Genomic DNA, 22,970 nt, shown 5'->3' on the forward strand with positions numbered 1-22,970 from the left:
CCGTTCCCGGGCCGCCTCGGGGTTGTCGGGGTTCAGAGGCGTTCGATGATGGTGACGTTGGCCTGGCCGCCGCCTTCGCACATGGTCTGGAGGCCGTAGCGGCCGCCGGTGCGTTCGAGTTCGTGGAGGAGGGTGGTCATCAGCTTGACGCCGGTGGCGCCCAGGGGGTGGCCGAGGGCGATCGCGCCGCCGTTGACATTGACGCGGGACGGGTCGGCGCCGGTCTCCTTGAGCCAGGCGAGGACGACCGGGGCGAAGGCCTCGTTGATCTCGACCAGGTCGATGTCGTCGATCGTGAGGCCCGTCTTCTTCAGGGCGTGGGCCGTGGCCGGGATCGGGGCGGAGAGCATGCGGATCGGGTCCTCGCCGCGGACCGAGAGGTGGTGGATGCGGGCCCGGGGGGTCAGGCCGTGTTCGCGGACCGCGCGTTCGCTCGCCAGGAGCATGGCCGCCGCACCGTCGGAGACCTGCGAGGAGCAGGCCGCGGTGATCGTGCCGCCGTCGACGACGGGGGCCAGGCCGGCCATCTTCTCCAGGGACGTGTCCCGGCGCGGGCCCTCGTCCGCCGTCACGTCCCCGTACGGGACGGTCTCGCGGGCGAAGCGGCCCTCGTCGAGGGCGCGGACCGCGCGCCGGTGGGAGCGCAGCGCCCACTCCTCCTGTTCGCGGCGGGTGATGCCCCACTTGGCCGCGATGAGCTCTGCGCCGTGGAACTGGTTGACCGGCGCGTCGCCGTACCGCGCGCGCCAGCCCTCGCTGCCCGCGTACGGGCCCTCGGTGAGGCCCAGCGGCTCCGCCGCCTGCCGGGAGGCGAAGGCGATGGGGATCATCGACATGTTCTGGGTGCCGCCCGCGACCACCAGGTCCTGCGTGCCGGAGAGCACGCCCTGCGCGGCGAAGTGCACCGCCTGCTGCGAGGAGCCGCACTGGCGGTCCACCGTGACGCCGGGGACCTCCTCCGGCAGCCCGGCTGCGAGCCAGGCGGTGCGGGCGATGTCGCCGGCCTGCGGTCCGACGGTGTCCAGGCAGCCGAAGACGACGTCCTCCACGGCCGCCGGGTCGATGCCGGTGCGCGCGACGAGGGCCTTCAGGACGTGGGCGCCCAGGTCCGCCGGGTGGACCCGTGCGAGCCCTCCCCTGCGCCGGCCCACCGGGGTCCGTACCGCTTCGACTATGTAGGCCTCGGGCATGGCTGCTGCTCCTTCGTCCGTTCATATGACGGCATCGGTCACAAACGTACGGCGATCCCGTCCAGGACCATCGACAGGTACTGGCGGGCGATCTCGTCCGGGCTGTGCTGCCCGCCCGGCCGGTACCAGGACGCCGCCACCCACACCGTGTCGCGCACGAAGCGGTAGGTGAGCCGGATGTCCAGGTCCGCCCGGAAGACCTCGGCGGCGACCCCGCGCTCCAGCGTCCCGAGCCACGCCTTCTCGAACTTCTGCTGCGAGTCCGCGAGGTAGTGGAAGCGGGGCTGGGCGCTGAGGTGCCGGGACTCCTTCTGGTAGATGGCGACGGCGGCGCGGTGCCGGTCGATCTCCCGGAAGGACTCGGTGACGAGGGCCTCGATGGTCTCCCTGGGGCCGAGTCCGGCGTCGAGCACGGCGTCGTACCGCTCCCACAGCTCGTTCAGGAAGGTGGAGAGGATCTCGTCGAGCATCGATTCCTTGGAATCGAAGTGGTAGTAGAGGCTGCCGGCGAGCATGCCGGCCGCGTCCGCGATCTTGCGTACGGTGGTGGCGTTGTACCCCTGGGCGGCGAACACCTCGGCCGCCGTGTCCAGGAGTTCGCGGCGCCGCTCGGGAGTGGCGGTCACCTGGGTCTTCTTCTTGTTCGGCACGGCTCCATTGTCGGCCTACGCCCGCTGGCTGCTGACGGACACGGTCTCGCCGGTCATGTACGAGGAGTAGCCGCTCGCCAGGAAGACGATCACGTTGGCGACCTCCCACGGTTCGGCGTACCGGCCGAACGCCTCCCGCTCGGTGAGCTCGGCGAGCAGTTCGGCGGAGGTGACCTTGACCAGGTGCGGGTGCATGGCGAGGCTCGGGGCGACCGCGTTGACGCGTACGCCGTACGCGGCCGCCTCGACGGCCGCACAGCGGGTCAGGGCCATGACGCCCGCCTTGGCGGCGGCGTAGTGGGCCTGGCCGGCCTGGGCGCGCCAGCCGACGACGGAGGCGTTGTTGACGATCACGCCCCCGCCGCCGGAGTCGCGGAAGCCGCGCAGCGCCGCCCGCGTGCAGCGGAAGGTGCCGTTCAGCGTGACGTCGAGGACCCGGGTCCACTGCTCGTCGGTCATGTCGACGAGGGCCGCGGTGCCGCCGAGGCCGGCGTTGTTGACGACGACGTCGAGCCGGCCGTGCAGCCGTACCGCCGCCGCGAACAGCGCGGCGACCTGCTCCTCGTCGGTGACGTCGCAGGGCAGGGAGGCGACGCGGTCCGCGCCGAACTCGGCCGCGAGGGCGGCCTCCGTCTCCTTCAGGCGACGGGCGTGCGCGTCGCCGATCAGCACCCGCGCGCCCTCCTCCAGGAACCTCCGGGCGGTGGCCCCGCCGATGCCCGCGCCCGCCGCGGCGGTGATCACGGCGGTACGGCCGTCCAGCAGGGCGTGACCCGCGACGTACGGCGGGGCTCCGGTCATGCGCGGGCCTCCTTCGGCAGGCCGAGCACCCGCTCGGCGATGATGTTCCGCTGGATCTCGCTGGATCCGGCGTAGACGGTGTCGGCGCGGGAGAAGAGGAACAGCCGCTGCCAGTCGTCGAGTTCGTAGGGCTCTCCGGCGGCGAGGAGCGCGCCGGCGCCGCGCACGTCCAGGGCGAGTTCGCCGAGGTCGCGGTGCCAGTGCGACCAGGCGAGCTTGGCGGTGGAGGCGTCGACGTCGCCGCGCAGGGCGGTGGCGCGCAGGGCCTCCAGGCCGGTCCAGGCGCGGACGAGCCGGTCGCGGATCAGCGGGTCGGCGGCGGCGCCGTTGCGGCGCGCCAGCTCCGCGAGGCCCTCCCACTCGCGGCGGAAGCCGACCTGCTGGCCGAGGGTGGAGACGCCGCGTTCGTGGCCGAGGGTGGACAGGGCGATCCGCCAGCCGTCGCCGGGCGCGCCGACGACATGGGAGGCGGAGGTGCGCGCCCCGTCGAAGAAGACCTCGTTGAACTCGCTGGTGCCGGTGAGCTGGACGATGGGCCGGATCTCCACGCCGGGCTGGTCGAGCGGGACCAGCAGATAGGAGAGTCCGGCGTGCCGCCGCGAGCCGGGTTCGGTGCGGGCGACGACGAAGCACCACTGGGACTCGTGGGCCAGCGAGGTCCAGATCTTCTGGCCGGTGACCACCCACGCGTCGCCCTCGCGGACGGCGCGGGTGCGGATGTTCGCGAGGTCGGAGCCGGCGTCGGGTTCGCTGTAGCCCTGGCACCAGAGCTCCTCGACGTTCCGGATCGGGGGCAGGAAGCGGGCCTTCTGCTCCGCGGTGCCGTGCTCGATCAGGGTGGGGCCGAGGAGCTGTTCGCCGATGTGGTTGACGCGGGCGGGGGCGTCGGCGAGGGCGTACTCCTCGTGGAAGGCGACCTGCTGCTCCAGGCTCGCGCCGCGTCCGCCGTACTCCTCGGGCCAGCCGACGCAGGTCCAGCCGTGGGCGGCCATGTGGCGTTCCCAGGCGAGCCGTCCGGCGAAGGCCTCGTGCTCCCGGCCGGGCCCGCCGAGGCCCTTGAGGGCGGCGAACTCGCCGGTGAGGTGGGTCCGTAGCCAGTCGCGGACCTCGGTGCGGAACTCCTCGACGGTGCTCATGGCCGTACGTTAACCTACCAAACACTTGTTAGGGAAGGATGCTCGGAATGACCCAGGATCCCGCCGGCCCCACGGCCCCTGCGACGCAGGAACCCGTCCGCTACGCACGCCGCGGCCCCGTCGCGTACGTCACCATGGACCGCCCCCGCTACCGCAACGCCCAGAACTCCGCCATGACCTACGCCCTGGACGCGGCCTTCTACCGGGCGGCCGACGACCCGGAGGTCAAGGTGGTCGTGCTCGCCGGCGCCGGGGAGCACTTCTCCGCCGGCCACGACATCGGCAGCCCCGGACGCGACGCCCACCTCCCCTTCGAACGGCGCGCCGGCCTGTGGTGGGACCACACCGACAAGCACGGCGCGGAGGCGCGGTACGCCCGCGAGTCGGAGGTGTACCTGGGGATGTGCCGGCGCTGGCGGGAGCTGCCGAAGCCGGTGATCGCGGCGGTCCAGGGCGCGTGCGTGGCGGGCGGGCTGATGCTCGCCTGGGTCTGCGACCTGATCGTGGCGAGCGAGGACGCGTACTTCGCGGACCCGGTGGTGCGGATGGGCATCCCGGGCGTGGAGTACTTCGCGCATCCGTGGGTGATGCCGCCGCGGATCGCCAAGGAGTTCCTCTACACCGGGGACCGGATGCCGGCCCGCCGCGCGTACGAGCTGGGCATGGTCAACCGCGTCGTCCCGCGCGACGAACTGACGGACGAGGCCGAGGCGTTGGCGCTGCGGATCGCGGAGATGCCGCGGATGGGGCTCGCGCTGACCAAGCGGGCGGTGAACCAGGCCGAGGACCTCCAGGGCCTGCACACCGGTCTGGACTCCGTCTTCGGCCTGCACCACCTCGCCCACGCGCACAACGCCGAGACCGCGGCCGACCCGCTGGGCGGCATGGACGTGGCGGCGATGAAGAGGAAGGCGTCGTCCTGATGGATCTTCACGAGAGCGCGGACGTACGCGAGTTCCGGGAGGAGGCGCGGGAGTGGCTGCGCCGCCGCGTGCCGGCCGAGCCGCTGCCGTCCCTGGAGACCGCCGAGGGCTTCGCCGCGCACCGGCGCTGGGAGGCCGAACTGGCCGCCGGACGCTGGTCGGCGGTCTCCTGGCCGGAGGAGTACGGCGGCCGGGGCGTCGGCCTGTTCCACTGGCTGGCCTTCGAGGAGGAGTACTGGGCGGCCGGCGCGCCGGGCCGGGTCTCGCAGAACGGCATCAACCTGCTCGCCCCCACCCTCTTCGACCACGCCACCGAGGAGCAGCGGGCCCGGGTGCTGCCGTCGATGGCGACCGGCGAGGTGGTCTGGGCCCAGGCCTGGTCCGAGCCGGAGGCCGGCTCCGACCTCGCCTCGCTGACCTCGCGGGCGGTCCGGACCGACGGCGGCTGGCTGCTGTCCGGGCAGAAGACCTGGTCGTCGCGGGCGGCGTTCGCGGACCGCGCGTTCGGGATCTTCCGCACCGACCCGGACGCCCCGAAGCCGCACCAGGGCCTGACGTACCTGATGTTCGACCTGCGCGCGCCCGGCGTCACGGTCCGGCCGATCGGCCGGCTCGACGGGAAGCCCGCCTTCGCGGAGCTCTTCCTCGACGGGGTGTTCGTGCCGGACGAGGACGTGATCGGCGCGCCGGGGCAGGGCTGGCGGATCGCCATGTCGACCACGGGCAACGAGCGCGGGCTCATGCTCCGCTCCCCCGGCCGTTTCCTGGCCGCCGCCGACCGGCTCGTCCGGCTGTGGCGGGACCGGGCCGACGCGGGGGACACGGCGCTGCGGGACCGGGTCGCGGACGCGGTGATCGGGGCGCGGGCGTACCAGCTGTTCACGGCGGCGGGGGCGGCCCGGTTCGCGGGCGGTGCGGAGATCGGCGCCGAGTCCAGTCTGAACAAGGTCTTCTGGTCGGAGTACGACATCGCCCTGCACGAGACGGCCCTCGACCTGCTCGGCGCGGACGGCGAACGCGCCGACGGGGAGTGGGCGGAGGGCCATGTCTTCGCGCTCGCGGGGCCGATCTACGCCGGGACGAACGAGATCCAGCGCGACATCATCGCCGAGCGCCTGCTGGGCCTGCCGAAGGGACGCCGCTGATGGCCTTCCTGCTCACCGACGAACAGCGCGCCTTCGCCTCGTCGCTCGACGCGATGCTCGCCGCCGCGGACACCCCCGCCGTGATCCGGGCCCGCGCGGCCGGCGACGCCGCGCCCTGGCGCGCCCTGTGGGCACGGCTGGCGGAGGCGGGCGTCTTCGCGCTCGCCGTCCCGGACGCGTACGAGGGGGTGGGCCCGCTGCCGGTGGAGACGGCCGTCGCCTTCGAGCGGCTGGGCCGCCATGCCGTGCCGGGCCCGCCGGCGGAGACGGTGGCGGCAGCGGCGCTGCTGACGGCCCTGGCGGAGGCGGGGGCCGAGGCCCCGGCGAAACGGTTCCTGCCGGACCTGGCGTCGGGCGCGGTGGTGGCGACGCTGGCGGCGCGGGAGTACGCGGCGGACGCCGACCTCGCGGACGTGGTGCTCGCCGTGGCGGGCGACCGGCTCGTCCTCGCCCCGGGGCACGAGGCCGTACGGGCCTCCGCCGACCCGGGGCGGCGGCTCGCGCGGCCCCTGCCGGGCGGGGAGGTGCTGGCCGCCGGGCCCGCCGTGACGGCGGCCGCGGCGCGGGCGCGCCGGTGGGCCGCCCTGGCGACCGCCGCGCAGTGTCTGGGCCTCGGGCGGGCGCTGCTGGAGCGGACGGTCGCGTACACGAAGCAGCGGACGCAGTTCGGGGTGGCCGTCGGCTCGTTCCAGGCGGTGCAGCACCGGCTCGCCGACGTGCTGATCGGCCTGGAGTTCGCCCGGCCGCTGGTGCACGGCGCGGCGGTCACCCTCGGCGAGGCGGACGTGGCGGCGGCCAAGGTCGCGGCCGGGGAGGCCGCGTACGCCGCCGCCCGCGCCGCGCTCCAGCTGCACGGCGCGATCGGCTACACGGAGGAGCTGGACCTGTCGCTGTGGCTCCGCAAGGCCCGCCCGCTGCGGGACGCCTGGGGCACGCCCGCGGAGTGCCGGGCGGCGGTGCTGGCGGCCGAGGCCTGACCGGGCGGCCTGGCCGGACAAGGACGGCCGGCCTGACCGGGCGGCCGGCCGGGTACCGGCTGCCGGTCGGGCGGGTGACCCGTCGGGCGACCGGAGGCCCCTCACGTACGGGTGACCGTGCGGACCGGGCGGCCCGGCCGCCAGGTCCGCACGACGAGCTCGTCGTCCTCGACGGTCGTCCGGACGACCTCCGTCAGCGCGAGCCGGAACAGATGGAACGGCAGCGGAGCGCCGAGCGCGTCCGCGAACCGGCTCAGCGTCTCGTGGTCGGTCACCTCGGCGACCCGCCCGGACACCCGGACGTCGCCACCGCCCATCTCCGTGCCCTCGCCCGGGTTGGCGAGCAGCGAGAACCGCGGGTCGCGCCGGAGGTCCAGCGCCTTGCGGGAGTCGGGCATCATCGTGAGCACCAGCTCGTCCAGCGGGAACCGGGCCTCCAGGCCGCTGAGCCGGGGCGAGCCGTCCGCGCGCAGCGTCGCGAGGACGTGGTGCGTGTACTTCCCGAACCGCTCCCGCACGGTCGCGGCGAACTCCGCCTCGGCCCGCTCGAACTCCTGCCACGTCATAGTCGTCGTCATGACTCCAGCGAACCGCAGAATCCCGACAGCCTCCGTCCGGATTACTCCGTGCGCTCCCGTTCCCCCTTGCTGCGCTCCACGCAGAACTCGTTGCCCTCCGGGTCCGCGAGCGTCACCCAGCCCAGGCCGCCCTCCCGGCGGTGGTCGCCCACCAGCGTGGCGCCGAGCTTCAGCAGCCGCTCGACCTCCTCGTCCCGGGTGCGGTCCTGCGGCTGGAGGTCGAAGTGCACGCGGTTCTTCACCGACTTCGCCTCGGGCACGGTGACGAACAGGACGCCCACGCCCTCCGCCTCCACCAGCGCCTCCGGATCGCCGGGCGCGTCCTCGTCGGAGACCCTGCCCTCCAGCACCTGGGCCCAGAAGGACGCCTGCGCGTAGGCGTCGGAACAGTCGAAGGTCACGTGTCGCACGAGAGAAGCCATGGTCGCCACTATCGCGGACGGAGGCGACGCCGGACCACGCGTTTTCGGACCGGTACGGCCGCTCGGTACGGCCGGTCCCGAACGGCCGTCCGGTGCGTCCGCTCCCGTCCCGCCGCTCAGTACGCCGCGCCCACGACCCCGTCGCGGACGATGCCCTGGGCGCGGGCCGCCCGCAGCCACACGGGGAACTCCGAGACCAGCCGCTCGTAGAGCTCCGCGTCCGACACGGCGCGCGGGTCCTGGCCGGCGTGGAAGAAGCCGGCGTTGTCGACGGGCCGCTTGCCGGGCACGTCGAGCTCGTCGAGCTTGCGCAGGAAGTCGAACTGCCGGCTGTGCGGGTCGCCGAAGCCCACGAACTGCCAGAAGATCGGCAGCTTCGCCGCCTTGCACAGGTACTTCTCCGCGGCGAGCTTGTTGATCGGCCCGCCGTCCGTCTGGAAGACGACCAGTGCGGGCGCGGTGGCGCCGCTGTCGAGGTAGTGGTCGATGACCGCGTCCATGGCGAGGTGGTAGCTCGTCTTGCCCATGTGGCCGAGGCCGGCGACGATCCGGCCGATCCGGCCCTGGTGGTCGGCGAGTTCGATGTCCGTCTCGGCGTCGACGTCCGTGGAGAAGAACACCACGGGGACGCGGCCGTCGTCGTCGAGGTGCGTGGAGAGCCCGAGGACGCGGTCCGCGAGCGCCTGCACGCTGCCGTCGTTGTAGTAGGGCTTCATCGAGCCCGAGTAGTCGACCACCAGGTACACGGCGACGCGCTGGCCCTCCAGGCCGTGCTTCTGGACCGAGACCCCGGCGGTCTTGTAGAGGCTGACCAGGGCCGGGGCGGACTCCTCGATCTTGCGCAGGCTCAGGCCCATGGGTGCGGCTCTCCGTTTCGGCGTACGGCGACGCGGCGGTCGCGGTGCGCCGAGCGTACGTGACGCGGGCGGCCGCGCGCCAAGGGGTCGGCGCTCAGGCGGCGTTGAGCCCGAGGAGCCGCGCCAGGCGGGCGCGGTGGGCCTCCGGGGAGCCGAGCAGCACGGCGGTGGCGTGGGCGCGTTTGAGGTGGTCGTGGGCGGGGTGCTCCCAGGTGATGCCGATGCCGCCGTGCAGCTGGACGGTCTCGGCGGCGACCGTGCGGTACGCCTCCGCGCACGCGGACTTGGCGGCGGCGGCGAGCCGCGGGAACGCGGCGGTGCCGTCCGCCCGAGCGGCGGCCCACACGAGGGAGCGGGCCCCCTCGACCAGGGCGTGCAGGTCGGCCAGGCGGTGCTTGACCGCCTGGAACGAGCCGATGGGCCGGCCGAACTGGACGCGGTCCTTCGCGTACCGCACGGTCAGCTCCAGCGCCCGCCCGGCCGCGCCCGCGCACTCGGCGGCGATCTCGACCGCGCCCACGTCCCGCACGCGGGCGAGCACGCGCTCCCCGTCGGCGTGGAGCAGCCGCGCGGGCGCCCGGTCGAGCACCACACGGGCCAGCGGCCGCGTCCGGTCCAGCGCGGGCACGGCGACGACCTCCACGCCGGGCCCGTCCGCGCCGAAGAACCCGAGCCGCCCGTCGGGGGTCCGGGCGAAGACGTACACGAACTCGGGGACGCGGTCCCCCACGAGGACGTACTCCTTCACCCCGCTCAGGCACCAGCCGGTCCCGTCCGCCTTCGGGTCCCCGGCCCGCGCGCCGCCCGGCGTCGCCCTCGTCGTCAGCGTGTCCGGCTCCCACCCTGCCTCCTCCGCCCACGCCAGTGCGGCGACGTGCGTCCCGTCGGTCAGGCCGGGCGGGACCGCGGCGCCGGCCTCGGTCAGGGCGGTGACGGCGAGGACCGCGGAGCCGAGATACGGCACCGGACTCAGCGCCCGCCCCAACTCCTCGGTCACCACCGCCTGTTCCTCGACCCCGCAGCCCAGCCCGCCCTGCCGCTCCGGGACGGCGAGGGCGGCCGCGCCGATCCGTCCGGTGAGCGGGCGCCAGGCGGCGTGGCCTTCGTGGCGGTCCAGCAACGCCCGTACAGCGCGACGCAGTTCGGCTTGCTCCGGCGTGTCCCTCATGACTCTCCCCTCGCGGCGCGCCGCAGTTCGCCCTTGAGCAGCTTGCCGCCGGCGTTCCGGGGCAGCGCGGGCACCGTCACGAAGCGGCGCGGCACCTTGAAGTTGGCGAGCCGTTCCCGGCTCCAGGCGGTGAGTTCGGCCGCGTCGACGTCCCGCTCCGTGACGACGAAGGCGACGCCCACCTCGCCCAGTCGCGCGTCGGGCGCGCCGACGACGGCCACGTCGGCGATGGCCTCGTGGCCCAGGAGCACGTTCTCGATCTCGGCCGGGTACGCGTTGAAGCCGCCGACGACGTACATGTCCTTGAGCCGGTCCGTGATGGCGAGGTATCCGCGGTCGTCGAGGACCCCGATGTCGCCGGTGCGCAGCCAGCCGTCCCGGGTCACCGCCTCGGCGGTGGCGGCCGGGTCGTCGAGGTAGCCGCGCATGACGTGGTAGCCGCGGACCTGGACCTCGCCCGGCTCGCCGGGCGGCAGGGCGTCGCCGGACGGGGCGGCGATCCGGACCTCGGTGCCGGGCAGCGGCAGGCCGACGGTGTGGGCCACGGTGTGCGCGTCGGCGTCCGTGGGGCAGACGGTGACGACGCCGCCGGACTCGGTGAGCCCGTACGCGGTGAACACGTCGGGCGCGCCGAGCACCGCGCGGATCTCCTCGACGAGCGCGGTGGGCACGGAGGCCGCGCCGGTGCCGGCGAGGCGCAGCGCGGACAGGTCGTGGGCGGCGCGGCGCGGGTGGTGGAGGAGGCCGTGGAAGACGGTCGGCGGGCCCATCAGGCAGGTGACGCGTTCGGCGGCCATGCGCTCCAGGATGCGGTCGGTGTCGTAGACCGGCTCGGGGATCATCGTGACGCCGTTGAGCAGGCAGGCCAGCACCCCGGCCTTGTAGCCGAAGGTGTGGAAGAAGGGGTTGACGAGGAGGTAGCGGTCGCCGGGGCGCAGGGTGACGAGCCGGGACCAGTCCGCGTAGAGCCGCAGGGTCTGGGCGTGGGTGGTCATCACGCCCTTGGAACGGCCGGTGGTGCCGGAGGTGTAGAGGATGTCGCAGAGGTCGTCGGGGCGTACGGCGGCGGCGCGGGCGGCCCGTTCGGCGTCGGGTACGGCGGCGCCGGCGGCGAGGTACGCCGTCCAGCCGGGGCCGTGCAGCGGGACGGTGGAGCGCAGCGCGCCGAGGTCCTCGCCGGCGCCGTGCAGGGCGGCGGCGTAGTCGGTGCCGAGGAAGTCGTGCTCGGTGAAGAGCACGGTCGCGCCGCTGCGGCGGATGATGTCGGCGGCCTCGGCGGGCTTGTAGCGGGTGTTGACGGGGACGAGGACCGCGCCGGCGCCGACCGCGCCGAGGGCGGCGGTGATCCAGTGGCGGCTGTTGGGGGCCCAGATCGCGACGCGGTCGCCGGCCGCGACGCCGTGGGCGAGCGCGGCCCGCGCGGCGGCGGCGATCTCGTCGTTCAGCCGGTCGAAGGTCCAGCGTTCCTCGCCGTCGGCGAGGGCCTCGCGGCCGCCGTGGACGGCGGCGGCCCAGCCGGGCAGCGCGGCGAGAGTGGGGGGCAAGTCGCGGGTGCGGGCGGGGAGTTGGGTGGAGGTACGGCCTTGCAAGGAGACACCCTCCCTACTTGACGTATGAGCGTGGCGGGTATCCAATCACAGGTGTTTCGGTTAGGCATATACCTAGTAGGAACATTCCCGGGAGGCCCCGTGACCACCACACCCCTGCTCGACCTCAGGCCGGCGCTCTCCGGCTTCTGCACCGGCGTCGCCGTCGTCACCGCGCTCGCCCCGGACGGCCGCCCGGCCGGCCTGGCGGTGCAGTCCTTCTCGTCCGTCTCGCTCGACCCGCCCCTGGTCTGCTTCTGCCCGGCGCACACCTCGACGACCTGGCCGGTGATCCGCGCCGCCGGGCGGTTCGCGGTGAACGTGCTGGCCGACGACCAGGAGGAGGTGTGCCGCCGGTTCGCGGTGACCGGCGGCGACAAGTTCGCCGGGGTGCGCTGGACGCCCGGCCCGAACGGCGCCCCGCTGCTCGACGGCGCGCTCGCGAGCGTCGTCTGCGAGCTCGCGGACGTCCTGGACGGCGGCGACCACGCGATCGCCCTCGGCCGGGTCACCTCCCTGACCGCGCACCGCGAGGACGCGGCCCCCCTGCTGTACTTCCGGCGCGGCTACGGACGGCTGCCGCGCTCCAGCTCCTCGATGTCCGCCAGCATGGCGTCGGCGAGGTCCCGCTCGGAGGCGTAGTACCGCTCGGCCCACTTCAGGGTGAGCATGGGGTACTTCCACGCCTCCTCGGTCTGCGCGCCGGCCACGTCGGCCTCCGCGCGCTTCCGCATCGACTCCGCGAACTCCCGGTGCTGCCCGAGGACTTCGCGCATCTGCTCGGGCTCCAGGAGATGCCCGAGCCACAGCCGCAGCATCGGCCCGTGCTTCAGCACCGGCGGGTCGACGGGCGCGGTGCGGGCCCAGGTCCGTACGGCCGCCATGCCCTCGTCGGTGATCCGGTAGACCCGCTTGTCGCGGGTGCCGGTCTCCTGGGCGACCATCCGCGAGGCCGCGAAACCGGCCTGCTCCAGACGCTTCAGCTCGCCGTAGATCTGACTGAACGACGGGCTCCAGTAGAAGAAGCGCAAGGACCAGTCGGACCACTTCTTCAGGTCGTAGCCGGACAACTCCTCGCCGAAGGAGAGCAGTCCGAGCACGGCCCAGCTCGTCGCGGGCAGCGCCGGGATGTCCTGCTCCTCGTGCCGCCGGGCGGTCTTCTTCTCCGTCACGCAGCGAAGTCTACGCACCCCTTCCACCCTCCACCTATGCCTGCTAGAAGTATTCCTATTCGAAATAGAGGAGGTCCCGTGAAGTTCTCCATGATCTTCGAGGCCCAGCTCGTCGACCCCACCCCCGCCCGCGAACGCCAGGTCATTCACGACTGCGTCGAACAGGCCGTCCACGCCGAGGAGATGGGCTTCGACCGGATCTGGGCGGTCGAGCACCACTCCCTCACCCAGTACGCGCACATGAGCGCCTCCGAGATCTTCCTGACCTGGGTCGCCGCCCGCACGAAGCGGATCCGCATCGGCCACGGCGTCGTCACCATGCCGTTCGGCTACCAGCACCCGGTCCGGGTCGCCGAGCGGGCCGCGATGCTCGACGTGCTCTCCGGCGGCCGGGTCGACATCGGCGCCGGGCGGGGCGCGACCCGGCAGGAGATGCGGATGTACGGGGTGCGGCCCGAGGACACGTATCCGCAGATGGAGGAGGCGCTGCGGATCTTCTCCGCCGCCTGGCGCGAGGAGCAGTTCGAGTGGCACGGCTCTCTCGACATCGGGCCCGGCGCGATCCTGCCGCGCCCCGTGCAGGCCCCCCACCCGCCCCTGTTCATGGCCTGCTCCAAGCACGACACCCTGAAGCTGGCCGCCGAACTCGGCATCGGCGCGCTGGTGATGGGCTTCGCCGGCGCCGACGACGTCCGGGCCATGCGCAAGGTGTACGACGAGGCGATCGCCGCCCGGGACGGGCAGCGGCTGGTGTCGACCGAGGTCAACGACCACTTCTCGGCGCTCTGCCCGACGATCGTGCTCGACGACGCGGCCGCCGCGCTGCGCATCGGCACCCGCGGACAGCGGTTCTTCGCGGAGTCGATCGCGCACTGGTACGGCAACTCCCCCGCGCCGACCGGCTATTCGGACGACGAGGGCGCCGAGGACCATGTGGCGGCGCTGGCCCGCGGCCGCGAGGAGCTGGTCGCGAAGCTGCACGAGGCGAACATCCCGGCCCGCCCGGTGGACACCGGCACCTTCAACGCGGAGCACGCGTACGGGAACGCGGACGACGCGATCGCCTACGTGGAGCAGCTCCGGCAGATCGGCGTCGACGAGGTGATGTGCCTGATCCAGATGGGCACGGTGCCGCAGGAGGTCTGCATGGAGACGATCCGGCAGTGGGGCGAGAAGGTCATCCCCCACTTCCGCGCCCTCGAGGGGACGCCCGCGTGAGCGCCCTCGACGGCAAGGTCGTGATCGTCACCGGCGCGGCCCGCGGCCAGGGCGCGGCGGAGGCCGCGCTGCTGACGGCGGCGGGCGCGCGGGTCGTGCTGACGGACGTACGGGAGGAGGAGGGCCGGGCGGTCGCGGCGGAGCTGGGCGACGCGGCGGTGTTCGTCCGGCACGACGTGACCTCGCGGGACGACTGGGCGCGGGTGGCGGCGACGGCCGCGGAGCGGTACGGCCGCCTGGACGCGCTGGTGAACAACGCGGCGCTGTGGCGCACGGCCCCGGTGCAGGAGGAGACGGCCGAGACCTTCGAACTCCTGCTGCGGGTCAACCTGCTGGGGCCGTTCCTGGGTCTGCGGGCGGTTCTGCCGGCGCTGCGGGAGGCGGGCGGCGGCTCGGTCGTGAACGTCTCGTCCACGGCCGGCCTGGTCGGCATCCCGGGCCACGCGGCGTACGGCTCCTCGAAGTTCGGCCTGCGCGGGCTGACGCGGTCCTCGGCACTGGACCTCGCGCCGTTCGGCATCCGCGTGAACTCGGTCCACCCGGGCGCGATCGACACCCCGATGACGGCGTCCGTCGCGGGCCGCGACTGGTCGCACGTGCCGCTGGGCCGGATGGGCCGGCCGGAGGAGGTCGGCGAACTGATCGTCTTCCTCGTCTCGGACGCGTCCTCGTACGTCACCGGCACGGAGTTCACCGTGGACGGAGGGCTCACCACAGGATGACCGATCCCCTGACCCCGGCGGCCCGCGCCCTCTGCGACGCGATGACGGCCGCGTTCCCCCCGCCCGGCGACGCGCACGCCCTGCGCGCCGCGGCCCGCGCGGGCCTGCGCCCGCCGGCCCCGTCACCGGTGACGGCGGAGGACCGGACGGCGGCGGGCGTGGCCGTACGGGTCTACACCCTGCCGACCCCCGCTGCCGCCACGGCTCCCGTCGTCGTGTTCGCGCACGGCGGCGGTTGGGTGCTGTGCGACCTGGACACGCACGACGGGCTGTGCCGGGCCCTGGCCGCACGCGGCGGCGCGACCGTCGTGTCCGTGGACTACCGGCGCGCCCCGGAGCACCGCTTCCCGGCCGCCGAGGACGATGTGCACGCCGTCCTGACCTGGGCGGCGGCCGCCCACCCCGGGCGGGCGCTCGTGGTGGCGGGCGACTCCGCCGGGGGCGGCCTCGCCGCCGCGGCGGAGCTGCGGGCCCGGGACGGCGACGGACCGCAGGTCGCCGGGCAGCTGCTGTTCTACCCGGTGCTCGACCACCGGCTCGACGGACGGTCGGCCCAGGCGTACGCGGAGGGCTTCTTCCACACCACCGCGCACATGCGCTGGTACTGGGAGCAGTACCTGGGCCCGGACGGGGACCCCGTGCGCGCCTCCCCCGGCCTGGCCGCGCGGCTCGACGGCCTGCCCCCGGCGCTGCTCGTCCTCGCGGACTGCGACCCGCTCCGCGACGAGGGGCTCGCCTACGCGCGCCGGCTGTCCTCCGCGGGCGTCACCGCGCACGTCCAGCTGCACACCGGCGTCTTCCACGGCTTCCTCGGCGCGCGGGGCGTCCTGCCCGAGGCCGACAGAGCACTGGACGGGGCGGCGGCCTGGCTGGCTACCCTCACCGCGTGACCATCCGCACCCCGTACCGTCCGCTCGACATCACCGTCCCCTTCCCCGAACTGTCCGCGTACGCCCGCACGGCCACCCGGCTGCACCCGCGCCCGGGCACGCCCACGGCCGCGGACAGTTCGATCGGCGGGCCGCTGCTCTGGCCGGCGGACGAGGCGTGGCCGGTGTGCGGGGAGCACGGGCCGGGGACGCCGGGCATCGCGCCGGAGCGCGAGCGGCGCTGCCGCCGCCTGCTGCGGGAGGTGCGGACCCGGCCGCGCACGGCGGACGGCAGCCCCGCGTACACCGACGAGGAACAGGCCGAGCTCGACGCGCTGTCGGCCGAGCCCTGGCACCGGCCGGACCGCCACGTGGGCGGTCCGCTGCCCCTGCTCGCCCTCGCCCAGTTCCACGTGCGGGACATACCGGACCTGGCGCCGTTCGCCCCGGCGGGCAGGGACCTGCTCCAGGTGCTGTGGTGTCCGTACGACGAGCACGCGGACGGGCCGTTCAGCGAGTACGGCCCGTACACCCGCCTGTACTGGCGGCGGGCCGCCGACGTGACCCGGCCGGTGGCCGTCATGCCCGAACCGGCGGTGGCCGGCCGGGGCTGGTACCTCCCGGAGCCCTGCGTGCTCCACCCCGAGCAGGTCGTCGAGTATCCGTTCGCGGACTACCTACCGAGCGAACTGGACGAGCGGATCATGGCGTGGGAGGACGAACTCCACGCGAGGATCGGCGAGGCGGCCCCCTGGTACCAGTACGACCTCTCGCTGGCCCCCGGCTGGAAGATCGGCGGCTGGGACTCCTGGCACAAGACGGACCTGATCCGCGTGTACTGCGACGCCTGCGGGACGGAGATGCGGGTGCTGCTGACCATCGACTCGTACGAGGGGCACGGAGCCCCGGACAGCTGGGGCCGGTACGAGGAGCCGGGTCAGCCGACGGGCGTCAAGGTCGGCCGCGACGGCGAGTACCGCGCGTTCGTCTGCCCGTCGGACCCGGCCCACCCGCACCGGATGAGCATGCAGTAGCGGCCCGGACACCACAGCGCCCGCCCACAGTCCGGTCGGGGACAGGGCGAGCGCTGTGCAGTTCCGTACGTCGTTGTACGGGACATCCAGGGGACGGTCAGACCGTCAGGGCGCGGTCCGTCGGGCGGATCGGGGCCGGCAGGGAGCTGGTGCCGGTCAGGTACCGGTCGACTCCGCGGGCCGCCGAGCGGCCCTCGGCGATCGCCCAGACGATCAGCGACTGGCCGCGGCCGGCGTCGCCGGCGACGAAGACGCCATCGACGTTGGTGGCGAAGTCCGCGTCGCGGGCGATGTTACCGCGTGCGTCCAGCTCCAGGGCGAACTGGGACACCAGACCGTTCTCGACGTCCGTGCCCGTGAAGCCCATCGCCAGGGTGACCAGCTGCGCGGGGATCTTCCGCTCGGTGCCCGGCTTCTGGGTCAGCTTGCCGTCGACGAACTCGACCTCGACCAGGTGCAGGAACTGGACGTTGCCGTCCTCGTCGCCCTCGAAGTGGGTGGTGGAGACGGAGTAGACCCGCTCGCCGCCCTCCTCGTGCGCCGAGGTGACCTTGTACAGCATCGGGAAGGTCGGCCAGGGCTGGCCCGCGTTCCGCTCCTCGCCCGGCCGGGGCATGATCTCCAGCTGCGTGACGGAGGCCGCGCCCTGACGGTGGGCGGTGCCGACGCAGTCCGCGCCGGTGTCGCCGCCGCCGATGACCACGACGTGCTTGCCCTCGGCGGTGATCGGCGGGCTGACGAAGTCGCCCTCCTGCACCTTGTTGGCGAGCGGCAGGTACTCCATCGCCTGGTACACGCCCTTGAGCTCGCGGCCCGGCACGGGCAGGTCGCGGGCGGTGGTGGCGCCGGCGGCGATCACGACCGCGTCGAACCGCTTGCGCAGGTCCGTCGCCGTGAGGTCGCGGCCGATCTCGATGCCGGTGCGGAACTTGGTGCCCTCCGCGCGCATCTGCTCGATGCGGCGGTTGATGTGCCGCTTCTCCATCTTGAACTCGGGGATGCCGTAGCGCAGCAGGCCGCCGATGCGGTCGGCGCGCTCGTACACGACCACGGTGTGGCCGGCCCGGGTCAGCTGCTGGGCGGCGGCGAGACCCGCCGGGCCCGAGCCGATGACGGCGACGGTCTTGCCGGACAGCCGCTCGGGCGCCTGGGGGCGGACGTCGTTCGCGTCCCAGGCCTTGTCGATGATGGAGACCTCGACGTTCTTGATGGTGACGGCCGGCTGGTTGATGCCGAGCACGCACGCGGACTCGCAGGGCGCCGGGCACAGCCGCCCGGTGAACTCCGGGAAGTTGTTGGTGGCGTGCAGCCGCTCGGACGCCGCCGCCCAGTCCTCGCGGTAGGCGTAGTCGTTCCACTCGGGGATCAGGTTCCCGAGCGGGCAGCCGTTGTGGCAGAACGGGATGCCGCAGTCCATGCAGCGGCCGGCCTGCTTGCTGATGATCGGCAGCAGGGAGCCGGGGACGTAGACCTCGTTCCAGTCCTTGACGCGCTCGGCGACGGGCCGGGTCTTGGCGACCTCGCGCCCGGTGGTCAGGAAGCCCTTGGGGTCAGCCATTGGTCGCCGCCTCCATCATCTTCTCGGTGGTCTCCTGCTCGGAGAGACCGGCGAGCTCAGCGGCGTCCTTGGCGGCGAGCACGGCCTTGTACGTGGTCGGGATGATCTTGCTGAAGCGGTTCGCGGACGTGTCCCAGTCGGCGAGCAGCTTCTCGGCGACGGTCGAGCCGGTCTCCTCGTGGTGGCGGCGCACGACGTCGTGCAGCCACGCCTTGTCGGCGTCCGACAGGGCCTCGACGGCCTGCAGGTTGCCGGAGTTGACGTTGTCCCGGTCGAGGTCGATCACGTAGGCGACGCCGCCGGACATGCCGGCCGCGAAGTTGCGGCCGGTCTCGCCGAGGACGACCGCCGTGCCGCCGGTCATGTACTCGCAGCCGTGGTCGCCCACGCCCTCGGAGACCACCAGCGCGCCGGAGTTGCGGACGCAGAAGCGCTCGCCGGTGCGGCCGCGCAGGAACAGCTCGCCGCCGGTCGCGCCGTAGGCGATGGTGTTGCCCGCGATGGTGGAGTACTCGGCCAGGTGGTCGGCGCCGCGGTCCGGGCGGACGATGACCCGGCCGCCGGACAGGCCCTTGCCGACGTAGTCGTTGGCGTCGCCCTCCAGGCGCAGGGTGACACCGGCCGGCAGGAAGGCGCCGAAGGACTGGCCCGCGGAGCCGGTGAACGTGATGTCGATCGTGTCGGCGGGCAGGCCCGCGCCGCCGAACTTCTTCGTCACGTGGTGGCCGAGCATGGTGCCGACGGTCCGGTTGATGTTGCGGATCGGGACCTGGGCGCGGACCGGCTGGGCCTCCTCGGCGGAGGCGGCGTTCAGGGCCTCGGCGGCGAGCTCGATCAGCTCGTTGTCGAGGGCCTTCTCCAGACCGTGGTCCTGCTCGGTCAGCTGGTGGCGCACGGCGCCCTCGGGCAGCGCGGGGACGTGGAACAGCGGCTCCAGGTCCAGGCCCTGGCCCTTCCAGTGGTCCACGGCGCGGCTGGTGTCGAGCAGCTCGGCGTGGCCGACCGCCTCCTCCAGCGTGCGGAAGCCCAGCTCGGCGAGGAGCTCGCGGACCTCCTCGGCGATGAACTCGAAGAAGTTGACGACGAACTCGGGCTTGCCGGAGAACCGGTCGCGCAGCACCGGGTTCTGCGTGGCGATGCCGACCGGGCAGGTGTCCAGGTGGCAGACGCGCATCATGACGCAGCCGGAGACGACGAGCGGCGCGGTCGCGAAACCGAACTCCTCGGCGCCCAGCAGCGCGGCGATGACGACGTCGCGGCCGGTCTTGAGCTGGCCGTCGGTCTGGACGACGATCCGGTCGCGCAGGCCGTTGAGCAGCAGGGTCTGCTGGGTCTCGGCGAGGCCGAGCTCCCAGGGGCCGCCCGCGTGCTTCAGCGAGGTCAGCGGGGAGGCGCCGGTGCCGCCGTCGTGGCCGGAGATGAGCACGACGTCCGCGTGGGCCTTGGACACGCCGGCCGCGACCGTGCCGACGCCGACCTCGGAGACCAGCTTCACGTGGATGCGGGCCTCGGGGTTGGCGTTCTTGAGGTCGTGGATCAGCTGAGCCAGGTCCTCGATGGAGTAGATGTCGTGGTGCGGCGGCGGGGAGATCAGGCCCACGCCGGGCGTCGAGTGACGCGTCTTGGCGACCCACGGGTACACCTTGTGGCCGGGCAGCTGGCCGCCCTCGCCGGGCTTGGCGCCCTGGGCCATCTTGATCTGGATGTCGTCCGCGTTGACCAGGTACTCGCTGGTGACGCCGAAGCGGCCGGAGGCGACCTGCTTGATCGAGGAGCGGCGCGCCGGGTCGTACAGGCGCTCCGGGTCCTCGCCGCCCTCGCCGGTGTTGGACTTGCCGCCCAGCTGGTTCATGGCGATGGCGAGGGTCTCGTGGGCCTCGCGGGAGATCGAGCCGTACGACATGGCGCCGGTGGAGAAGCGCTTGACGATCTCGGAGACCGGCTCGACCTCGTCGACGCTGATCGACGGGCGGTCGGACTTGAAGCCGAACAGGCCGCGGAGCGTCATCAGGCGCTCGGACTGCTCGTCGACGCGCGAGGTGTACTGCTTGAAGATGTCGTACCGCTTGTTGCGCGTGGCGTGCTGCAGGCGGAAGACGGTCTCCGGGTCGAACAGGTGCGGCTCGCCCTCGCGGCGCCACTGGTACTCGCCGCCGATCTCCAGGGCGCGGTGCGCCGAGGGGATGCCGGTGACCGGGTACGCCTTGGCGTGGCGGGCGGCGACCTCCTGGGCGACGACGTCGAGGCCCGCGCCGCCGATCTTGCTGGCGGTGCCGTCGAAGTACTTCTCGACGAAGGCGCTGTCGAGGCCGACGGCCTCGAAGACCTGGGCGCCGCGGTAGGAGGCGACGGTGGAGATGCCCATCTTGGACATGACCTTGAGGACGCCCTTGCCGAGGGCGTAGATCAGGTTGCGGATGGCCTGCTCGGGCTCGATGCCCTCGATGAAGGTGCCGGCGCGGACCAGGTCCTCGACGGACTCCATGGCGAGGTACGGGTTGACGGCGGCGGCGCCGTAGCCGATGAGCAGGGCCACGTGGTGGACCTCGCGGACGTCGCCGGCCTCGACCAGCAGACCCACCTGGGTGCGCTGCTTGGTGCGGATGAGGTGATGGTGGACGGCCGCGGTGAGCAGCAGCGACGGGATCGGCGCGTGCTCGGCGTCGGAGTGCCGGTCCGACAGCACGATCAGGCGGGCTCCGTCCTCGATGGCGGCGTCGGCCTCGGCGCAGATCTCCTCGATGCGGGCGGCGAGGGCGTCGCCGCCGCCGGAGACCCGGTACAGGCCGGACAGGGTCACGGCCTTCATGCCGGGCATGTCGCCGTCGGCGTTGATGTGGATGAGCTTGGCCAGCTCGTCGTTGTCGATCACCGGGAACGGCAGGGTGACGCTGCGGCAGGACGCGGCGGTCGGCTCCAGCAGGTTGCCCTGCGGGCCGAGCGAGGAGCGCAGGCTCGTCACGAGCTCTTCGCGGATGGCGTCCAGCGGCGGGTTGGTGACCTGCGCGAACAGCTGGGTGAAGTAGTCGAAGAGCAGCCGGGGGCGCTCGGACAGGGCGGCGATGGGCGAGTCCGTGCCCATGGAGCCGATCGGCTCGGCGCCGGTGCGGGCCATCGGGGCGAGGATGACGCGGAGCTCTTCCTCGGTGTAGCCGAAGGTCTGCTGGCGGCGGGTGACCGAGGCGTGGGTGTGCACGATGTGCTCGCGCTCGGGCAGGTCGGAGAGCTCGATCTCGCCGGTCTCCAGCCACTCCGCGTACGGGTGCTCGGCGGCGAGGCCGGCCTTGATCTCGTCGTCCTCGATGATGCGGTGCTCGGCGGTGTCGACGAGGAACATCTTGCCGGGCTGCAGGCGGCCCTTGCGGACCACCTTGGCGGGGTCGATGTCGAGGACGCCGACCTCGGAGGAGAGCACGACGAGGCCCTCGTCGGTGACCCAGTAGCGGCCGGGGCGCAGACCGTTGCGGTCGAGGACCGCGCCGACCTGGACGCCGTCGGTGAAGGTGACGCAGGCCGGGCCGTCCCAGGGCTCCATCATCGTGGAGTGGTACTGGTAGAAGGCGCGCCGGGCCGGGTCCATGGAGTCGTGGTTCTCCCACGCCTCGGGGACCATCATCAGGACGCTGTGCGGCAGGGAGCGCCCGCCGAGGTGCAGCAGCTCCAGGACCTCGTCGAAGGAGGCGGAGTCGGAGGCGTCGGGGGTGCAGACCGGGAAGATCCGCTCCAGGTCCCTGCCCTCGCCGAAGAGCTTCGTGGCGAGCTGGGACTCGCGGGCGCGCATCCAGTTGCGGTTGCCCTTGACCGTGTTGATCTCGCCGTTGTGGGCGACGAAGCGGTACGGGTGGGCGAGCGGCCAGCTCGGGAAGGTGTTGGTGGAGAACCGGGAGTGGACCAGGGCCACGGCGGTGGCGCAGCGGCGGTCCGACAGGTCCGGGAAGAAGGGCTCCAGCTGGCCGGTGGTCAGCATGCCCTTGTAGACGATGGTGCGGGCGGACAGCGACGGGAAGTACGTGCCGGCCTCGCGCTCGGCGCGCTTGCGCAGGACGAACGCCTTGCGGTCCAGGGCGATGCCGGTGTTCTCGCCGTCGGCGACGAACAGCTGCCGGAAGACGGGCATCGTGGAGCGGGCGGAGGCGCCGAGCAGCTCGGGGGCGACGGGGACCTCGCGCCAGCCGAGGACGTCCAGGCTCTCCTCGGCGGCGATCGCCTCGATCCGCTCGACGGCCTGTGCGGAGCCGTCGGCGGGGAGGAAGGCGATGCCGACCGCGTACGCGCCGGCCTCGGGGAGCTCGAATGCGGTGACCTCGCGCAGGAACGCGTCCGGGACCTGGAGGAGGATGCCGGCGCCGTCGCCCGAGTCGGGCTCGGAGCCGGTGGCGCCGCGGTGCTCCAGATTGCGGAGTACGGTCAGCGCCTGCTCGACCAGCTCGTGGCTGGCCACACCGGTGAGGGTGGCCACGAACCCGACACCGCAGGCGTCGTGTTCGTTACGGGGGTCGTACATCCCCTGCGGGGCGGGGCGACCGTCCATGGGCGACCAGGCGTCGGAACGCATCGGCTCTCCCGTCGTCGTCGTGGCATGTGCAGTGCCGAGGGACGACGTTGGCCCTCCGCGAAATTTCGTGCAGGTTACATGATGGCTGGCTTCTCGGGAAGCGGATAGCTCGTTCCAACATGCGGACACCCTGGGGGTGTGGGGCGGTGCTCTGTGGGTGCTGCGGCGGATGCTTCTGCGGCGCAGAATCGGGGTTCCTGCGGGTCGTCGGCGACCCGTTCGCGAAGAGCGGGCGACGTTGCCCGCGGCGCCTACGGCTCATGCCCGGTGGTCATGATTTCGAAACCGCCGAGTAACGGCTACCTATGTGGCGCTGTGCATAGTGTCTCACCGCCGCGCGGAAACCGCTCAGGGAGATACATCACAGCGGCCTGACCTGCGAAAATCCCCCACCGGCAAGGTGGGGGAT

Annotated in this window: 20 protein-coding genes; 8 read left to right on the forward strand and 12 right to left on the reverse strand. The window is 73.2% G+C overall.

What is annotated here, in order from left to right; genetic code table 11:
• Nucleotides 1-32: 32 nt before the first annotated feature.
• From ACNJ93_RS07140 to ACNJ93_RS07155, 4 genes are read right to left on the reverse strand one after another with little or no spacing between them, the layout of a single operon-like run.
• A complete protein-coding gene (locus ACNJ93_RS07140) occupies nt 33-1,190 on the reverse strand; it encodes an acetyl-CoA C-acetyltransferase (RefSeq protein ID WP_418956487.1) in 1,158 nt (385 codons plus the stop codon).
• A gap of 38 nt (nt 1,191-1,228) precedes the next feature.
• Entirely contained in the window at nt 1,229-1,840 is a 612-nt protein-coding gene (locus ACNJ93_RS07145; protein ID WP_418956488.1) for a TetR/AcrR family transcriptional regulator, read from the reverse strand.
• A gap of 15 nt (nt 1,841-1,855) precedes the next feature.
• Complete coding sequence (locus ACNJ93_RS07150; protein ID WP_418956489.1) at nt 1,856-2,641, reverse strand: SDR family oxidoreductase; 786 nt, start codon at nt 2,639-2,641, stop codon at nt 1,856-1,858.
• The gene (locus ACNJ93_RS07155) at nt 2,638-3,777 is read right to left on the reverse strand and encodes an acyl-CoA dehydrogenase family protein (RefSeq protein ID WP_418956490.1); all 1,140 of its coding nucleotides are present in this window, start codon (nt 3,775-3,777) and stop codon (nt 2,638-2,640) included. The genes ACNJ93_RS07150 and ACNJ93_RS07155 overlap by 4 nt, the downstream gene beginning before the upstream one ends.
• A gap of 47 nt (nt 3,778-3,824) precedes the next feature.
• Here ACNJ93_RS07155 and ACNJ93_RS07160 point away from each other — a divergent pair, with 47 nt between their 5' ends.
• From ACNJ93_RS07160 to ACNJ93_RS07170, 3 genes are read left to right on the forward strand one after another with little or no spacing between them, the layout of a single operon-like run.
• Entirely contained in the window at nt 3,825-4,700 is an 876-nt protein-coding gene (locus ACNJ93_RS07160) for an enoyl-CoA hydratase (RefSeq protein WP_418956491.1), read from the forward strand.
• Complete coding sequence (locus ACNJ93_RS07165) at nt 4,700-5,845, forward strand: acyl-CoA dehydrogenase family protein (protein ID WP_418956492.1); 1,146 nt, start codon at nt 4,700-4,702, stop codon at nt 5,843-5,845. Before ACNJ93_RS07160 ends, ACNJ93_RS07165 begins: the two co-directional genes overlap by 1 nt.
• Nucleotides 5,845-6,822 carry an acyl-CoA dehydrogenase family protein gene (locus tag ACNJ93_RS07170; RefSeq protein ID WP_418956493.1) on the forward strand — a complete coding sequence of 326 codons (978 nt, stop codon included), beginning with the start codon at nt 5,845-5,847 and terminating at the stop codon, nt 6,820-6,822. Before ACNJ93_RS07165 ends, ACNJ93_RS07170 begins: the two co-directional genes overlap by 1 nt.
• 101 nt (nt 6,823-6,923) lie before the next feature.
• On the opposite strand, the gene ACNJ93_RS07175 is transcribed toward ACNJ93_RS07170, so the two are convergent.
• The 5 genes from ACNJ93_RS07175 to ACNJ93_RS07195 form a co-directional block, all read right to left on the reverse strand.
• Nucleotides 6,924-7,400, reverse strand: coding sequence for a pyridoxamine 5'-phosphate oxidase family protein (locus tag ACNJ93_RS07175; protein ID WP_418956494.1), 477 nt, complete (start codon nt 7,398-7,400; stop codon nt 6,924-6,926).
• A 41-nt stretch (nt 7,401-7,441) separates the two neighbouring features.
• Complete coding sequence (locus tag ACNJ93_RS07180; RefSeq protein ID WP_418956495.1) at nt 7,442-7,822, reverse strand: VOC family protein; 381 nt, start codon at nt 7,820-7,822, stop codon at nt 7,442-7,444.
• A 116-nt stretch (nt 7,823-7,938) separates the two neighbouring features.
• A complete protein-coding gene (locus tag ACNJ93_RS07185; protein ID WP_418956496.1) occupies nt 7,939-8,679 on the reverse strand; it encodes a vWA domain-containing protein in 741 nt (246 codons plus the stop codon).
• A gap of 94 nt (nt 8,680-8,773) precedes the next feature.
• Nucleotides 8,774-9,847: an acyl-CoA dehydrogenase family protein gene (locus ACNJ93_RS07190; RefSeq protein ID WP_418956497.1), complete on the reverse strand. Its 1,074-nt coding sequence runs from the start codon at nt 9,845-9,847 to the stop codon at nt 8,774-8,776.
• Entirely contained in the window at nt 9,844-11,436 is a 1,593-nt protein-coding gene (locus ACNJ93_RS07195) for a FadD3 family acyl-CoA ligase (RefSeq protein ID WP_418956498.1), read from the reverse strand. Before ACNJ93_RS07195 ends, ACNJ93_RS07190 begins: the two co-directional genes overlap by 4 nt.
• Before the next feature lie 99 nt (nt 11,437-11,535).
• Between ACNJ93_RS07195 and ACNJ93_RS07200 the strand changes: the two genes are divergently transcribed.
• Nucleotides 11,536-12,075, forward strand: coding sequence for a flavin reductase family protein (locus ACNJ93_RS07200; RefSeq protein WP_418956499.1), 540 nt, complete (start codon nt 11,536-11,538; stop codon nt 12,073-12,075).
• On the opposite strand, the gene ACNJ93_RS07205 is transcribed toward ACNJ93_RS07200, so the two are convergent.
• Nucleotides 12,000-12,605 carry a PadR family transcriptional regulator gene (locus ACNJ93_RS07205; protein WP_418956500.1) on the reverse strand — a complete coding sequence of 202 codons (606 nt, stop codon included), beginning with the start codon at nt 12,603-12,605 and terminating at the stop codon, nt 12,000-12,002. The two genes, ACNJ93_RS07200 and ACNJ93_RS07205, sit on opposite strands and share 76 nt — an antisense overlap.
• 78 nt (nt 12,606-12,683) lie before the next feature.
• On the opposite strand from ACNJ93_RS07205, the gene ACNJ93_RS07210 reads away from it, so the two are divergent.
• From ACNJ93_RS07210 to ACNJ93_RS07225, 4 genes are read left to right on the forward strand one after another with little or no spacing between them, the layout of a single operon-like run.
• Complete coding sequence (locus ACNJ93_RS07210) at nt 12,684-13,823, forward strand: LLM class flavin-dependent oxidoreductase (RefSeq protein WP_418956501.1); 1,140 nt, start codon at nt 12,684-12,686, stop codon at nt 13,821-13,823.
• Nucleotides 13,820-14,545 carry a glucose 1-dehydrogenase gene (locus tag ACNJ93_RS07215; RefSeq protein WP_418956502.1) on the forward strand — a complete coding sequence of 242 codons (726 nt, stop codon included), beginning with the start codon at nt 13,820-13,822 and terminating at the stop codon, nt 14,543-14,545. The genes ACNJ93_RS07210 and ACNJ93_RS07215 overlap by 4 nt, the downstream gene beginning before the upstream one ends.
• Nucleotides 14,542-15,435: an alpha/beta hydrolase gene (locus tag ACNJ93_RS07220; protein ID WP_418956503.1), complete on the forward strand. Its 894-nt coding sequence runs from the start codon at nt 14,542-14,544 to the stop codon at nt 15,433-15,435. The genes ACNJ93_RS07215 and ACNJ93_RS07220 overlap by 4 nt, the downstream gene beginning before the upstream one ends.
• On the forward strand, nt 15,432-16,448 hold the full coding sequence (locus ACNJ93_RS07225; protein ID WP_418956504.1) for a hypothetical protein: 1,017 nt from the start codon (nt 15,432-15,434) through the stop codon (nt 16,446-16,448). The genes ACNJ93_RS07220 and ACNJ93_RS07225 overlap by 4 nt, the downstream gene beginning before the upstream one ends.
• Before the next feature lie 97 nt (nt 16,449-16,545).
• Here the strand turns inward: ACNJ93_RS07225 and ACNJ93_RS07230 are convergent, their stop codons facing one another.
• A complete protein-coding gene (locus ACNJ93_RS07230) occupies nt 16,546-18,006 on the reverse strand; it encodes a glutamate synthase subunit beta (protein WP_418956505.1) in 1,461 nt (486 codons plus the stop codon).
• The gene (gene gltB, locus ACNJ93_RS07235) at nt 17,999-22,561 is read right to left on the reverse strand and encodes a glutamate synthase large subunit (RefSeq protein ID WP_418956506.1); all 4,563 of its coding nucleotides are present in this window, start codon (nt 22,559-22,561) and stop codon (nt 17,999-18,001) included. Before gltB ends, ACNJ93_RS07230 begins: the two co-directional genes overlap by 8 nt.
• Nucleotides 22,562-22,970 lie beyond the last annotated feature (409 nt).

The sequence above is a fragment of the Streptomyces tritici genome, assembly GCF_048500665.1.
GTDB lineage: Bacteria > Actinomycetota > Actinomycetes > Streptomycetales > Streptomycetaceae > Streptomyces > Streptomyces tritici.